Below are 15498 nucleotides of genomic sequence, written 5' to 3'. Positions count from 1 at the left end.
ACGGCCGCAGCAGGCCACGGACGGGCCGCTGGACGAGGGACACCCGGACGGGTGCCCCGCGCGAGACAGGCGGTGCAGTGCGACTTCGCAACCTTCCCCAGCTGGCGGTGCCCGTGGGCGTCGTCGGGATCGTCCTGCTGCTCGTCGTGCCGATGCCGGCGGCGCTGCTGGACTTCCTCATCGCGCTGAACATCACCCTCTCGCTCGTCGCGCTGCTGGTGACGATGTTCGTCAAGCGTCCGCTGGACTTCTCGGTCTTCCCGGCGCTGATCCTCGTGCTGACCCTGTTCCGGCTCGGCCTGAACGTCGCCTCGACCCGTCTGGTGCTGTCCAACGGCTACGCGGGCAAGGTCATCGAGGCCTTCGGGCACTTCGTCATCGCCGGTTCGCTGGTCATCGGGATGGTGATCTTCCTCATCCTCGTCGTCATCCAGTTCGTCGTCATCACCAAGGGCGCCGAGCGCGTGGCCGAGGTCGGGGCCCGCTTCACCCTGGACGCGATGCCGGGCAAGCAGATGGCGATCGACGCCGACCTGAACGCCGGCCTCATCGACGAGGACGAGGCCCGCCGCCGACGGGCCGACGTCACCGCCGAGGCCGACTTCTACGGCGCCATGGACGGTGGCTCGAAGTTCGTCAAGGGCGACGCCATCGCCGGCATCGTCATCGTGCTGATCAACCTCATCGGCGGGTTCGCCATCGGGATGCTCCAGCACGGCCTGGGCCCCGCGGAGTCGATCAACAAGTACGCGCTGCTGAGCATCGGTGACGGCCTGGTCTCCCAGGTGCCCGCCCTGCTGCTGTCGGTCGCCACCGGCCTCATCGTCACCCGCTCCACCGGGACCGGGGACATGGGCGGGGAGGCCATCAAGCAGCTCGGGCAGCAGAAGATGGCCTTCCAGATCGCCGGGGGCGCCATGCTCGTCCTGGCCCTCATCCCGAGCATGCCCAAGCTGCCGTTCATCGTCATCGGCGCGCTGTCCGTCTTCGCCTCCACCCGGATCGCCAAGCGGGACGCCCAGAGCGCCCGCGAGAGCGCGATGGCCGAGCTGCTGCCCGCACCGGCCAACCCGAACGAGGCGGCGGAGAACCTGCTGGAGGAGATGCGCGTCGACCCCCTGGAGGTCGTCCTGGCCCCCGACCTCGTCGACCTCGTCGACACCTCCGGCGGCGGGGACCTGCTCGAACGCGTCCGCGCCCTGCGCCGCAAGATCGCCCTGGAGCTCGGCCTCGTCGTGCCCCCGGTGCGCACCCGCGACTCCCTGGACCTGCCGATGTCGACCTACGCGGTGCGCATCTCCGGGGTCGAGGTGGCCCGCGGCACCGCCCCGCCCGGGCAGGTCCTGGCCCTGGGCGACAACCTCGACGGCCTGCCCGGCCGCGCGACGGTCGAGCCGGTGTTCGGCCTGGCCGGCAAGTGGATCCCCGCCGAGCTGCGCCACCAGGCCCAGCTCACCGGGGCCACCGTCGTCGACCGCGCCAGCGTGCTCATCACCCACCTCGGCGAGCTCGTGCGCAGCCACGCCCCGCGCCTGCTCTCCCGCGAGGACGTCCGCTCCCTGGTGGAGGCCCTCAAGCGCACCCACCCCGCGGTCGTGGACGAGCTCACCCCGGCGGTCCTGACCCTGGGGGAGGTCCAGCGCGTCCTGCAGGCCATGCTCGACGAGGCCGTCCCCATCCGGGACCTGGCCCGCATCTTCGAGGCGCTCTCGTTGCGGGCCAAGGCCGGCAGCGACCTCGACGGGCTCGTGGAGGCCTCCCGGCGCTCGCTGGGCCCGGCCGTGGCGGCCGTGCACGAGCAGGACGGCACCCTGCACGTCATCACCCTCGACCCCGTCCTGGAGCAGCAGCTGGCCGAGTCCCTGCGCCCGGGGGAGCAGGGCGCGAGCCTGGCCCTGGACGCCCGCACCGCCGAGCACCTGGTGACCGCCTCAAGTTCGTGCCTGGAACGTGCCGAAGGGCAGGGCATCAGCGCGGTCCTCGTGTGCGCACCCCCCCTGCGCGCCCCGCTGCGCCGCCTCCTGAAGGTGGCGGTGGGCCGCCTGCACGTCCTGTCCTACGACGACGTGAGCAACCACCCCCGGATCGAGACGGTTGGATCGGTGAGCGGTGTCCATGCACTTGCTTCTTGAAGGCTCTGACCTCGGCGAGCTGCTCGCGGAGGTGCGCGGCCAGCACGGCCCCGCGGCCCGCGTCGTGCGCGCCGAGCGCATCCGCTCCGGCGGGGTGGCCGGCTTCTTCAGCAAGGAACGCTACGAGGTGACCGTCGAGATGGACGGCGCCGGAGGGGACGACGTGACCCACGCCGAGCACCAGGGGCCCCAGCCCGCCCCCCAGCCCGCCTCCCAGCCCGCGTCCGAGGTCGAGGGAGCTGGCCAGGCCCCCGAGGCTCCCGGATCCCCCGAGGCCGAGGAGCGCGAGGCCCTGGACTTCGAGGCGTTGCTGGCCGCGGCCGACGCCGCCGAGACGGCCGCCAGCACCACGCCCGCCGCGCCGATCGCCGACGCCGAGGTCGAGGCCGGGCGGGCCGGGACGGGGGAGGCCTTCGAGTCCGCCCGTGCCGGGCTGCTGGAGGTGCTGCGCGCCTCCCAGCAGGGCCCGGCCCTGCCGGCCGCGGGCCCGGACCACACCGGGCTCAAGGTTTCCGGCGCGGATGCCGAGGACCGGAACGTGATCGCGCGAACGGGTGAGGGCCAGCACGCTGCGTCGAGCGGCCTCACCCACTCGGAGGAGGCCGCCGACGCGCCGGGGTCCACGCCGGACCCCGCGCCCGAGCACCCCGAGGAGTTCCCCCAGGAGTTCCTCGAGGAGGAGCACCTCGACGAGCACGCCGCCCAGGACGCCGCCGCGGCGTTCGAGGCGGAGCTGCTGGAGCAGGCACGAGTCCAGATCGAGCGGGCCGAGATCGAGCGGGCCGCCGCCGAGCGGGCCGAGATCGAGCGGGCCGCCGCCGAGCGGGCCGAGATCGAGCGGGCCGCCGCCGAGCGGGCCGAGATCGAGCGGGCCGCCGCCGCACGAGCCGCCGCCGAACGAGCCCAGGAAGAGGAGCGGATGCAGCAGTTGGAGATGGAGCGCCGGGAGGCCGAGCGCGCCGAGCAGGCCCACCGCGAGGCGGTCCGGGCCCAGGAGGCCCGCCGCGAGGCGGCCCGGGCCGACGTGCGCCGCCGGCAGGCCGAGCGCGTCAGCGCCCCGCGGCCGGCCGCCGGTCAGGTCCCGGCCCAGGTCCCGGGTCAGGCCCGTTCCCTGGGTGACGTCCTGGCCGCGGCCGACGCCGCCGACGGCACCGACCGCCTGGGGGCCATGTTCGCCGCCGGGCAGGCGGGGGAGCGCCGGCCCGAGCGCGGTGCCGGTGAGCGCGCGGCCCGCCCGCACCGGCCGATCTCCACCGAGAGCGACTCCTTCGCCCGCACCCTGGCCTCGATGCGGGACGGGGCCACGCGCACCCCCGGCGCGGGAGTGACGGCTGATGTACGCTCCGTTACCACGCCGGTGCGTTCCGTTCGTCCCCGTCCGGGACACCCCGACGCTCGACCCGCTCGCACCCCGGAGGAACGCGTGTCCGATCAGTTCGGGACCACGAACGGCGCCACCCGAGAGGGCCGCGGTCCGGCCCGCCGACCGGAGCTGCGCCGCCCGGCCGCCGTCGAGGACCAGTTCGCCGATCAGTTCGGTGACCAGTTCGCCGACCAGTTCGGCGACCAGTTCGGCGACCGCTTCGAGGTCGAGCGATCCGCCGACCGCGCGGCGGACCGCCGGGGCGAGTGGGCGCACGACTACGACCAGCTCGAGCAGCAGGTCGCTCCGCAGTCCTTCTACGAGCAGGAGAACCACGAGAAGGGCTACGAGCCCGGCTACGAGCGCCCGGACGAGCGTCCGGCCCGCAGCTACCCGCCCGCCGCCCGCGCCACCGAGCGCGGCGTGGACCGGGTGACCGACCGAGCGGTGAACCGCGATGGGGACGACAACGAGGCGATGACCATGGATCTGACTTACCGTGAACCCGTGACCACCTACAGTGAGCGTCCCGGGTCGTCCCGCGCGACCTACCGCGAGCCGCAGGACACCGGCGACGTGCTGCGCCTGGCGCGCGACATCGACGTCCCCGCCCCGCTGCGCGTGGGGGCCGGTGAGCTCGTGGTGGTCATCGGCGAGGCCGACGCCGTCGTGGCGGCCGCGCTGCTGGTCGCCGACGAGGTCGGCTCTGAGGCGCCGCTGGTGCTGGGCCGGGCCGACGTGCAGAACACCGTGACCGCCGACGAGCTGCCCGCCCGCCAGGACCAGGCCCGCCGCTGGAGCGCCCCGCTGACCGTGGCCGTCCCGGCCCGCCCGACCGGGGCCGACGCCGAGCGCGCCGCCCGCATGGCCGCCGAGATCGGCGCCGCCTCCGTCGTCGTGTGCGTCGACGCCACCCGTCGCAGCCACGCCGTCGCCAGCCTCCTGCGCGCCTTGGACGGCGTCGGCCTGCCGGCCCGCCGCCTGGCCGTGCACCGCGCCGCCGAGAGCCCGGACCCGCTGGACGTGCTGTCCCTGGACGTCCCCGTCGGCTTCCTCGACGGCCGCCCGGCCACCTCCGGTGCGTGGGCGGGTCTGCTGCTGGACGCCGCCGGCGACCACCCCCTGCGCTGACGGCCCGGCGACGATGGCCCGACGCACCCCGGCGGGGGCCGAGCTCACCCGCTCGGCCCCTGCGCACTGGCCCGGTCTGAACGAACGGGTCTGGGTCGAGGTGCAGATGCCGGACAGCCACGGCGGGGAGGCGATCCGCATCCCCACCCGCGTCGAGGACGCGAGCGAGGCCAGCCTCGTGGTGGCCGCCCCCAGCTTCCGGGGGGACCTGCACGTGGTCGCCCCGGGCCTGCCGGTGGCGGTCTGCTGGGCCGGCCGGCGCGGGCAGTCCCGGCAGGACTTCCTGATCGCCGAGGTGGTCCGGCGCCGGGTCCCGGCGTGGGACCTGGCCCCCTGCGGTGAGGTGGCCGTGGAGCAGCGCCGCCGCTACGTCCGCGTCCCGGCCACCGGCGGGGTGCGGCTCAGCGCCGTCCCCGGCGACCCGCTGGCCGCCGAGGTCGACCCGGCCGACCCCGTGGTGGAACCGGCCGTGGCGGCCCGCCTGCTGGACCTGTCCGAGGGCGGCTCGGCGGTCTCGGTGCCGGCCGGCACCTGGGTGCGGCTGGGCCGGCGGGCGCGGTTGTCCTTCGACCTGGAGGGCGTCGCGCTGGATCAGGAGGGGCAGGTCGTGCGGACCCTGGACTCCCTGGACGCCCACCGGCTGGAGGTCGTCGTGGCCTTCACCGAACCCGTCGCCGCCGCCGACCGGCTGCGCCGCTACGTCATGCAGACCCAGATCAGGCAACGCCGTGGAGGAGACCGATGACCGCGATCGTGCTGGCCGTCAGCCTGCTGCTGGCCGGACCCTCGCTGCTGGCCGTGGCCCGCGGCACCGGGGAGGTCGACACCGCGCTGCTGCACCTCGTCCTCGCCCTCGTCGTCACCTCGGTGGCCGCCCAGGTCGTGCGCACGGTCGTGCGCGGGTACCAGGACCAGCCCGCCCGCACGCCCGCGGAGGCCACCGAGCCCGAGACGGGCCCGGGTCGGCGGCGCGACGACCGCTGAGCCGGTCCCCCCGCCCCTGCCCCGCACCACCTCGCACCGTCTCGCACCGCCCGTCCCCGACCGCTCGGGGGCGGGCGGTTCCGCGTCCCCGGAGGTGACGTGAACGACATGGCCGACCACGGTTCGTCACCTACACTGGCCGCATGCTGGTCCTGACCCGCAAGGCCGGGGAATCCGTCGTCATCGGCGACGAGGTCGTCGTGCGCGTCCTGGAGGTGCGGGGGGACGTCGTGCGGGTCGGCATCGACGCACCGCGCGACGTGCAGGTGCACCGGCAGGAGGTGTACGAGGCCGTGCGCGAGGCCAACATCGCCGCCTCGACCGCCTCGGAGGAGGCGATCACGGCGCTGCAGGGCATCGTGCGCCGGGCCGGGGCGGTCGGCCCCACCCAGTGAGCGCCGGGCCCCTCGCACCGGGCACGGCTGGCTGCACGGCAGCCTGCTGGGCCGGCCGGCCCCGGTTGCGCTGATCGAGCGCTCACCCTCAAGGGCCCCGTCCCCGCCTCCGACACCTCCTGCAGGACCCGCCCGGCGACGTCCGCCCGCCCCGGAGCAGCCGGCGCGGCCGGGGGCGGAACGTGCGAGGCGCAGGAGGTGGACGATGGGCACGACCGGCACGAGGGCCGGCACGAGGGCGGGCACGGGCCTGGGCGCGGACCTGGGCGCGGGCCTGGTCGCGCCGTCGCCGCAGCCCGCCGGTGACCCGTGGGGGCAGGCCCTGGACCGCGCCGGGGTGGCGCTGGCCCGTCTGGACCCCGCCGGTCACCTCGCCGCCGCCACGACGGCCTACCTGCGCCTGACCGGCACCGACCCGGCCACGGTGCCCGGGGCCCGGGTGCTGCCCTGGTGGGGGAGCGGGCCGGGGCCGGCCCCGTCGGTGAGCGCCCTGCTGCAGGCCGTCGCCGGCGGTGACCTCGAGGTCGACGTGTCGCTCACCGGCGCCGGGGGCCGGGGGCCGCTGGGTCCGGCCGGGCTCGTCCACGTCCGCCTCAGCGCCGTCCCCGCCGGCGGGGCCGTCCTGCTCCTGCGCGACGTCAGCGCCGAGCGGGCCGAGCAGGTCGAGCGCCGTGCCCTGCGCACGCGCCTGGCGCAGCAGGAGGCCGTCATCTCGGCCTCGCCGGACACGATCTACCGCCTGCACCTGGGCCGTGGTCACGTCGAGTGGACCAACACCGACGGGACGTGCCTGTTCGGGCTGCCCGCCGCCGGCGACCCCACCGCCGACCCCGCCGCGGCCGACGCCGTGCCCTCCGACGCGGTGCACCCCGACGACCTGCCCGGTGTCCAGCGCGCCCTGCAGACGCTGCGCGGGGCCGAACCCGGGCAGATCGTGGAGTGCACCTACCGGGTCGTGGACGGCTGGGGCCAGGAGCGGTGGATCCACACCCGCTCGACCGTCACCGACCGCGACGAGACCGGCCGGGCCGAGCACGTCGTGGGCATCGCCCAGGACCTCACCGAGACCATCACGACCATAAACGCCCTGGCCGGGTCCGAGCGCCGCTTCCACGAGGTGTTCGCCCGCGGGCCGGTGGGGATGGTGCTGTTCAGCCTGGAGGGGTGGATCAGCGAGGTCAACGAGGCCCTGTGCACGTTCCTGCAGCGCGACGCCGCCGACCTCGTCGGTGCGCCGGCCCTCGACCTGCTCGGACCGCCCGCCGGTGAGCGTGGGAGTGGTCGTGAGGGGGAGGACCCGGGCCATGACCCGGACCACGACCCGCTCCAGGCGCGGGCGCAGTTGCAGGCCCTCGTGGAGGGTGCCGTCGAGGTCGTCCAGCGCGAACGGTGCTTCGACCTGCCCGACGGCCGGCGGGTGTGGGCGCAGCTGACGGTGTCGCTGACGTCCTCCAGCACCGGCGAACCGGCGTTCCTGGCCTTCGTGGAGGACGTCACCGCCCGCCGGCGCGAGGCCGAGCAGCTCGAGCACGCCGCGCTGCACGACCCGCTGACGGGGCTGCCCAACCGGGCCAAGGCCCAGGACCACCTGGTGACCGCGCTGGCCCGCACGCGCCGGCGCGGCGGCGGGTGCGCGGTGCTGTTCGTGGACCTGGACCACTTCAAGGACGTCAACGACACCCTGGGCCACGCCGCCGGCGACGACCTGCTGCGCGACGTGGCCGACCGGCTGCGCTCGCTGCTGCGCACCGGGGACCTGGCCGCGCGCATCGGCGGGGACGAGTTCGTGCTGGTGTGCGAGGACGTCGCCGACGCCCAGGCGCTGAGCGCCATCGCCGATCGGGTGTGCGCCCGCATCACCATCCCGGTCGACCTCGGTGCGCGCACCGTCACCGTCAGCGCCAGCGTCGGCGCGGCCCGCACCGACGGGACGTGGGACGCCGAGGAGCTGCTGCGGGAGGCCGACCGGGCGATGTACCGGGCCAAGGCCGCCGGGCGGGCCTGCTGGCGGGCCGCCTGACCCACCGCCCCCGCCGGCCCGAGCGGACGGCCCGGGCGGACGGCCCGGGCGGCCCGGGCGGCCCGGGCGGACGGTCCCAGCTCAGCGGGTGATGAACGTCACGTCCTGGACGCTGGTACCGGACCTGCCGTCCTCCGCGGGGCCTGACTACCCTGGTGGACGATCCGCCACCGACCGGTGAGGACGACGGCGTCTGCGGTTCGAAGGACAGGCACGGTCCACACCCACTGGAGGTACGCCATGGACGAGAACACCACCGAAGCCCGCGTCATCGACGTCCGCGAGGTCGAGCTGACCACGGTCGCCAACCCGCGCCGCACCCAGCTCTGACCCGCGCCCGACGCAGGAGGCCGGTCCCCCTCGGGGACCGGCCTCCCGTGCGTCCGGGCCCCTTCCCACCCGCCGCTCAGGGGGTCCGCAGGATCCCCTCGCGCGACCAGTGGTGCCAGATCTCGTAACCGCTGTCCCCGGTCACCCACGGCACGGGGGAGTCCTGCGGGGTGGCGGCCGGGGCCAGGGGCCGCCCACCGGCCAGGAGCTGCTCGGCCGGGGTCAGGCGGCGGATCCCCACCCCGGCGACCCGCTCGGGGGCCGCGGAGAGGAACTCGGCGTACAGCCGGGGGTCGTGCTGACCGTCGTCACCGACGAGCAACCAGCGCACCTGCGGCAGTTCCCGGGCCAGCCGGGCCAGCGACTCGCGCTTGTGGGCGCTGCCGTCGCGGAACCAGCCCGTGTTCGTCGGACCCCAGTCGGTCAGCAGCATCGGCCCGGCGGGGTAGCCGAACCGGCGCAGGAACCGGCCCAGGGTGGGGGCCACGTTCCACGCCCCCGTCGACAGGTACACCACCGGTGCACCGGGGTTGTCCTGCACGACCTGCCGATACAGCTCGGCCATCCCGTTGACCGGCACCCGCGCCCGCTCGTCCAGCACGAAGGAGTTCCACGCCGCCACCAGCGGACGGGGCAGGCGCGTGACCACGACCGTGTCGTCGATGTCGGACAGCAACCCCACCACCGGGTCCGAGCCCACGACGACGACCTCGGCCGAGCCGCTGTGCGGCACCGCGACCTGCGGGGGCAGGTCGGCCCCGCCCTCGGTGTCGTCCTCGACCAGCTCGGTCTCCGGTGCCACCTCGGCGGTCTCGGCCACGTCCGGGCCCACGGTCAGCACGACCTCGTGGCGCCCGGGGGGCAGGTCCACCTCGACCCGTTCGTCCAGGTAGCCCTCGCGGTTGGTGCGCAGGACCCGTTCGTGATCCCCGATGCGCACGCTCACCCGGGCCCCGGCGACGGGGACGGTGAGGAAGTTGCGCCAGCCCCGCACGCTGCGGGCCCCGTCCCGTTCGGTCTGCTCGACGGTGTCCTCCCGCCCCAGCAGGACCCGCCCGAAGACCCGCACCCAGCCCGGGCCGCCGTACCCGGGGTAGGCCAGCGCCCGCGCGTGGTACCCCCGGCGCCGCAGCCGGGACCCCACCAGGCCCTTGACGGCGTCCTCCACGCGGGCGGCGCGGTGCAGGCCGTGCTCCCCGGGGCGGGGAACGAGGTCCCCGCGCAGGTCCACGAGGTCGCGGCGCGCCTCCTCCACCCGGCGCGCCGCCCGCGCGCGCCGCTGTCCACGGGTCAGAGCCGGCCCCTTGATCACCCCATCGACCCTAACGGGACCCGAACCCACCGGCCAGGCGGTCGAACCCCTCGTCCAGCGGCACCCGCGGTTCCCAGCCCAGCCGGTCCCGGGTGCGGGCGATGTCGAACCAGTGCGCGGTGGACAGCTGCTCGGCCAGGAACCGCGTCATCGGCGGCTCGTCGGGCAGACCGAACCGCGTCCAGACCCGCTCCACCACGCCGCCGGCGACCTTCGCCGCCGCCGCGGGGACCCGCCGCGTCGGGGCGGGCACCCCCGCAGCCGCGCAGATGCGCCCGAACACCTCCGCCACGGTCCGGGGTTCGCCGTTGGTGACGACGAACGCCTCCCCGTGCACCCCCTCGTCGGTGCAGCGGTCCAGCGCGGCCACCAGGGCGTCCACCGCGTTGTCGACGTACGTGGTGTCGATGAGGGCGGTCCCGTCGTCCAGCAGCGGCAACCGGCCCGCCCGGGCCCGGTCGGCGATGCGCTGCACGAGCTGGGTGTCCCCCGGGCCCAGCACGATGTGCGGGCGGACCGCGCACACCGCGAACGCGGGGGAGTCCGCGGCCAGCGCCAGCAGCTCGGCCTGCGCCTTCGTCCGCGCGTACGAGCCGTGCGCACCCTCCGGGTCGGCCGGGGTGGTCCCCACCCCCACGAGCGCGGACCCGGCGTGCGCGACCGAGGGGGAGGACACCATGACGAACCGCGACACCCCCGCCGCGCGCGCGGCGACGAGCAGGTTCGCGGTGCCCTCGACGTTCGTCGCGACGTACTCCGGGTGCGGACCGGTCACCGACACCTTCGCGGCCAGGTGGACGACCGCCTCGACCCCCTCGACGGCGCGCGCGCACGCCTCGGGGTCGGTCACCGACCCCAGCACCTCCTCCAGGCCCGCGCCGGCGCTGCGCCGCTGCAGGACGCGCACCTCGTCCCCGCGCCCGGCCAGCGCCCGCGCCGTCTGCCGGCCCAGCATCCCGCTGGCCCCCGTCACCAGGACCCTCACGCCAACGCCTCCGCCCGCTCCCCGGCCAGGACCCGCCCGGCCCACGACGACACCTTCGCCCGGTCGATCTTGGAGTTGTGCCGCACGTCCGTGGGCAGCGCCGGCACCAGCAGCACCGCGGCCAGGTTGCGGCCCGTCGCGGCCCGCACCGCCTGCGAGAGCACCGGGTCGGCCACCGTCGTGCGCTTGATCCCCGCCACCACCGCGGTGTCGGGTTCGGCCACGACGACGAGCTGGCGCGCCGCGCGCGGGCCCACCCCGACGAGCGCGGCGCGCGCGATCCCGGGCACGGTCTCGGCGCGCTGCTCCACCCCGACGGGGGTCACGACCCCCTCGGCGGTGGTGACGACGTGCGCCAGGCGCCCCTCGATCCACACCCGCCCCCGCTCGTCGAGGTGCCCCACGTCACCGGTGCGGTGCCAGCGCCCGGCCCGCACCGACCCCAGCAGCGTCGGGGAGGGGCGCACGTCGACGCTGGCGGCCTGGGTGGCCCACAGCTGGTCGTAGTGGTCCTTGACGTGCTCCCCGCCCACGACGACTTCCCCCAGCACCCCGGGGGTGGTCACCAGGTCGGTGCCGGCGCGGCCGTCGGCGTCCAGCGGCGCGAGGGCCACGGTGACGCCCTGGACCGGGCGGCCCACGCAGATGCCTTCTCCCGCACCGGCTTCCAGGATGTCCGACAGGCCCACGTCGGTGGCCGGCAGCACCTCGGTCGCCCCGTAGGGGGTGCGCGGGTCGGCCAGCGGCATCAGCTCGCGCACCCGCTGCAGCAGCGGCGTCGGCACCGGCGCCCCGGCCGACAGCAGCGTGCGGACCCGGCCCAGCGCCGCGCGCTGGGCCGGGTCCAGGTCCCCGGCGGTGGCCAGCACGTTGACCACGGCGGCGGGGGACAGGAACGCCGAGGTCGCCCCGGCCGCCTCGACCGCGTCGGCCAGGGCGGGCGCGGTCAGCGTCGCCGGCTTCGTCACGTCCATCGCCGGGACCACGCACGTCGCGCCCAGCGCGGGCCCGAACAGCGCGAACGGCGCGAACGCCGAGACCAGCGGCTGGCCCGGGCCGATCCGGATGACCGACCCCATCGCCCGGGCCAGCTGCGAGAGCTGGCCGTGGGTGTACACCACGCCCTTGGCCGGGCCGGTGGACCCGGAGGTGAACAGCACCGCGGCCTGGGCCCCGGCGCCCGGTTCGGCGGGCAGCTCGAACCCGGCCGCCAGGCGCGCGGCCCCGGCGCGGGCCACTTCGGGCAGGTCCTCGACCGGGACCCGCCGCCCGGGCCAGCGCAGCACCCGCGCCGCCAGCATCGCCGTGGGCACCCCCACGACCCAGTCCACGCCCGCACCGGTCACCGCGCGCGACAGGCCCCGCACGCCCAGACCGGCGTCGGCGACGACCGCGACCGCACCGATGCGCAGCAGCGCGTACAGGGTCGCGGTCAGGTCCGCCCCGGGCGGGACGAGCAGGGACACCCGCTGCCCCGGCCGCACCCCCTGCAGCACGAACCCGGCGGCCAGTTCCCGGGTGCGGCGGTCCAGCTCGGCCCACGACGTCGTCCGCGGTGCCCCCGAGCCCGGCCCGCCCCTGCGGCCGGTCGCCATCTCGACCACGGCGGCCGTGCCCGCGACCTGCGGGTCCGCGCCCCGCTCGCCCAGCGCGGCCCACAACCGCGGCGCGCCGTCCTGCCCGCCGTCCTGCCCGCCGTCCTGTCCGCCGTCCTGCCCGCCGTCCCCGTCCCGCTCGCCGTCCGTCCCGGTCCCGTCCGGGTCCGGCGCCCCCTCGCGCGCCGCCGGGTGCAGCACCCGCGCGTCCAGCCAGCGCAGCACCACGTCGGCGAAGGCGGGGTCCTCCGGGGTCAGGTGCGAGGCCCCGGCGAAGCGGTGCACGTCGGCGTGCGGCACCCGCGCCCGCCAGTCCCGCAGGAACCACTGACCGAACACCGGGTCCCGCGGCCCCCACGCCACCAGGGTCGGCACCCCGGCCGCGGCCAGCCGGTCCACCCCGGCGCTCACCTCCTCCAGCGCCGCCCGGCTCCGGTGGTGGGCACCCACCGGCACGTCGGCGACGAACGCGTCGATCCCGGCGCGCTCACCGGCGCTGCGGTACGGGGAGCGGTAGGCCGCCTTCACCGCCGCCGACAGCCCCGGACGGGGCAACGCCAACGTCGTGCGCAAGAACGCCTCCGAGCGCGACGTCACCAGCGAGCGCACCCCCGGGGCCAGCACCGCCGACAGCACCCCCGGCGCCCCCGCGTCCGCCGGCCAGCTCGCCGCCGTGTTCGCCACCACCAGCCCCGCCAGCCGGACCCGGGACCCGCCGCCGTGCCGGCCCACCGGCCGCTGCAACTCCTGCGCGGCCCACCCCGAGACGATCACCCCGCCCCAGTCGTGACCGACCGCCACGACCGGGCCGGACAGCTCCAGGGCGTCCACCAGCCCCGTCAGGTCCTGCACCCGCTCACCCAGGCGCCGCACCACCCCGGTGCGCTCGGAGAACCCCATCTCCAGCTGGTCCACGGCCACCACCCGCCACCCCAGCTGCACCGCCGAGGCCGCCGAGGCCAGACCCCGCCACAGGTAGGACCACGTCGGGTTGCCGTGCACGCACAGCAACGTCCCCAGCACGTCCCGGCCCTCGGGGGCGGTGTCCAGGACGTGCCACGTCCGCACCGCGCCGGTGTGGTCGACCGCCTCCACCAACCGCGACCAGCGCGGGTCCCACCCGGGCAGGTCCGCCGCCGGCGTCACCGCCGGCAGCACCGCGAGACCGGCCCCGCTCACCATTCCAGCTCGAGCATCGCCGTGTTCAGACCCGACCCCACGCCCATCGCGATGACCTTGTCCCCGGCGGAGAACTCCGGCGCCGAGGCCGCCAGCGTCATCGGCAGCGAGATCGGCCCCACGTTGCCCCACGTCGGGAACGTCATCGGCACCTTCGCCGGGTCCACCCCGATCCGCTCGACCAGCGTCTGCGTGTGCACGCGGGAGATCTGGTGGATGACGAACTTCCTCGCCTCCCGCCACCCCCACAGCGCGTCCCCGGCCTCGAAGGCGTCCGAGACGATCTCGATGCCCTCGGTCAGCATCAGCTTCGCGTCGGTGCGCATGTGGTTCATGTCCCCGATGCACAGCTCGTGGTGGGCGGTGCCCGCCCGCGAGACACCCCCCACGATGCGGTGCCCCTCGGGGTGCTCGTCGGCGCGGCCGATGACCGCCGCCGCCGCCCCGCACCCCAGCGTCATCGTCGCGAACTCGTTGAGGAAGTCCTTGCGCGTGATGCCCTCGCGCTGCAACCGCGACACCGTGCCCTCGTGCATCGAGCGCACGTCCTCCGCGCCGAGCACCACCGCGTACCGCACCATGCCCGCGTCGATCATCGCCGAGGCCACCTGCACCCCGTTCACCCACGCCAGGCACGCGTTGGCGATGTCGAAGTTCAGCGCCGACGTCGGCAGGTCCATCCCGTGGTGCACGCTCGTGGCGATCGCCGGCTCCAGGTGCGGACGCGTCACCGTCGTGGAGATGACCATCCCCACCTCCGAGGCGTCCACCCCCGCCTCCGACAACGCCTTCGCCCCGCACTCCGCGGCCACGTCCGAGGCCCGCTGCCCCGGCGCCCACCACCGGCGCTCCTGCACCCCGGCGACCTTCTCCAGCAGCCCCGGCCGCAACCGCAACCGCTCCAACGTCGGCGCCAGGACCTCGTCGAAGTGCGAGGAGGGCACCACCACCGGCGCCTCCACGTGCGAGATCGACAGCAACGCCGCGTTCGCCGGAGCGAACGTGGAGTTCCCCTGGAAGGGAGACCCCACGCGGTGCGCGGGAGCAGCCTCTGAGCTGGAAGGGTCGAACAAGGGCTTCCCCGATCTGGTCGTCGGCCGCGCGGCGGAGGCTCACCGTACGAGGTCCGTCGTGGTCCGCCCAAGGAACGGAGGACCACCTGCGAGGCGGGACCTCAGGTTAACCGCCGACGGACGTCCCGCTCGCCCAGGTCACCCCCGGCCCCGACCCCGGTCCGCCCCCTGCGCGCGAGCAGGGCGGACGACGTTCGGTCCAACGCCCACCGCGCCCCTGCAGTTCCGTCCTACCCGGCGCCGCCCGCGCGAAGCAGGCCCGCTGCACCACCTCCAGCGCCGCCGGCACGTCCCCGTCCACCAGCCCGCCGCCGCCCGCCACCGCCCGCCAGCGCCCGCCAGCGCCACGGCGCTCGCGGACCGGGTCGTCTCGACGCCGCCAGGGCGAGGGCGGCCAGCAGCAGGCGCCCCACGAGGGCCAGCCAGCGGTGCCCGACGCCGAAGGACGGCACCAGCAGGGCCGGGGCCGGTGCGCAGCCGACGAGCGTCAGCGCCGTGTGCGCACCAACGCCCCCAGCCGGGTACGGGCGCCGGTGCGCGGGGCCCGGCACAGCCGCACCGCGAGGTCGAGCACGGTGTCCGCGACGTGGACCGCGGCCGTGGCCTCCTGCAGGTGCAGCAGGTCGGCCAGGTCCACGACGGGGGCCGACCGCTCGGGCCGGTCGCCGGCGAGCTGCTCGCGCAGCGCCTGACGCTCCACGTCCCCGGTGACCGGGGCCGCGCACCCGCGGTCGCCCGACCGGCGCAGTGGCGTGGGGGACCTGCCTGTCGTGCTACGGTTTTCCTCGTTCGCACGGGGCCTCCGGGCCGGTGCGGCACCACTCGTCCGGGTGGCGGAATAGGCAGACGCGCTAGCTTGAGGTGCTAGTCCACGTATAGTGGGTGGGGGTTCAAGTCCCCCCTCGGACACACAGGTGAGGCCCCGACCACCAGGTCGGGGCCTTCGTCGTTCCCGGGTGGCCGACACCGTTCCGGGCACGGGCCGCCGCCTCGCGGCGC

Annotated in this window: 11 protein-coding genes and 1 tRNA gene; 7 read left to right on the top strand and 5 right to left on the bottom strand. The window is 76.0% G+C overall.

Annotated elements, in window-relative coordinates:
* Positions 1 to 77: 77 nt before the first annotated feature.
* The 6 genes from flhA to AB2L27_RS14800 all read left to right on the top strand — a co-directional run bounded on the left by flhA (position 78) and on the right by AB2L27_RS14800 (position 8025).
* The gene (gene flhA, locus AB2L27_RS14825) at positions 78 to 2132 is read left to right on the top strand and encodes a flagellar biosynthesis protein FlhA (RefSeq protein ID WP_370442254.1); all 2055 of its coding nucleotides are present in this window, start codon (positions 78 to 80) and stop codon (positions 2130 to 2132) included.
* Complete coding sequence (locus AB2L27_RS14820; RefSeq protein WP_370442253.1) at positions 2110 to 4626, top strand: hypothetical protein; 2517 nt, start codon at positions 2110 to 2112, stop codon at positions 4624 to 4626. The genes flhA and AB2L27_RS14820 overlap by 23 nt, the downstream gene beginning before the upstream one ends.
* Before the next feature lie 13 nt (positions 4627 to 4639).
* Positions 4640 to 5371, top strand: a complete 732-nt coding sequence (locus AB2L27_RS14815) for a PilZ domain-containing protein (protein ID WP_370442252.1) — start codon at positions 4640 to 4642, stop codon at positions 5369 to 5371.
* A complete protein-coding gene (locus tag AB2L27_RS14810) occupies positions 5368 to 5610 on the top strand; it encodes a hypothetical protein (protein WP_370442251.1) in 243 nt (80 codons plus the stop codon). The genes AB2L27_RS14815 and AB2L27_RS14810 overlap by 4 nt, the downstream gene beginning before the upstream one ends.
* A 143-nt stretch (positions 5611 to 5753) precedes the next feature.
* Positions 5754 to 6005, top strand: coding sequence for a carbon storage regulator CsrA (gene csrA / locus AB2L27_RS14805; RefSeq protein WP_367638738.1), 252 nt, complete (start codon positions 5754 to 5756; stop codon positions 6003 to 6005).
* 205 nt (positions 6006 to 6210) lie between these two features.
* Positions 6211 to 8025: a diguanylate cyclase domain-containing protein gene (locus tag AB2L27_RS14800; RefSeq protein WP_370442250.1), complete on the top strand. Its 1815-nt coding sequence runs from the start codon at positions 6211 to 6213 to the stop codon at positions 8023 to 8025.
* Between the two features lie 406 nt (positions 8026 to 8431).
* Here the strand turns inward: AB2L27_RS14800 and AB2L27_RS14795 are convergent, their stop codons facing one another.
* The 5 genes from AB2L27_RS14795 to AB2L27_RS14775 all read right to left on the bottom strand — a co-directional run bounded on the left by AB2L27_RS14795 (position 8432) and on the right by AB2L27_RS14775 (position 15199).
* Positions 8432 to 9580: an App1 family protein gene (locus AB2L27_RS14795; protein ID WP_370442298.1), complete on the bottom strand. Its 1149-nt coding sequence runs from the start codon at positions 9578 to 9580 to the stop codon at positions 8432 to 8434.
* A 97-nt stretch (positions 9581 to 9677) separates the two neighbouring features.
* On the bottom strand, positions 9678 to 10652 hold the full coding sequence (locus tag AB2L27_RS14790; protein WP_370442249.1) for an NAD-dependent epimerase/dehydratase family protein: 975 nt from the start codon (positions 10650 to 10652) through the stop codon (positions 9678 to 9680).
* Positions 10649 to 13426, bottom strand: coding sequence for an alpha/beta fold hydrolase (locus AB2L27_RS14785; RefSeq protein ID WP_370442248.1), 2778 nt, complete (start codon positions 13424 to 13426; stop codon positions 10649 to 10651). Before AB2L27_RS14785 ends, AB2L27_RS14790 begins: the two co-directional genes overlap by 4 nt.
* Complete coding sequence (locus AB2L27_RS14780; protein WP_370442247.1) at positions 13423 to 14457, bottom strand: 3-oxoacyl-ACP synthase III; 1035 nt, start codon at positions 14455 to 14457, stop codon at positions 13423 to 13425. The genes AB2L27_RS14785 and AB2L27_RS14780 overlap by 4 nt, the downstream gene beginning before the upstream one ends.
* Before the next feature lie 529 nt (positions 14458 to 14986).
* On the bottom strand, positions 14987 to 15199 hold the full coding sequence (locus AB2L27_RS14775; RefSeq protein WP_370442246.1) for a MoxR family ATPase: 213 nt from the start codon (positions 15197 to 15199) through the stop codon (positions 14987 to 14989).
* A 124-nt stretch (positions 15200 to 15323) separates the two neighbouring features.
* Between AB2L27_RS14775 and AB2L27_RS14770 the strand changes: the two genes are divergently transcribed.
* Positions 15324 to 15408: transfer RNA gene (locus AB2L27_RS14770), tRNA-Leu, on the top strand.
* Positions 15409 to 15498 lie beyond the last annotated feature (90 nt).

Source organism: Kineococcus halophytocola (assembly GCF_041276425.1).
Lineage (GTDB): Bacteria > Actinomycetota > Actinomycetes > Actinomycetales > Kineococcaceae > Kineococcus > Kineococcus halophytocola.
This window is presented reverse-complemented; position numbering and strand designations above follow the sequence as displayed.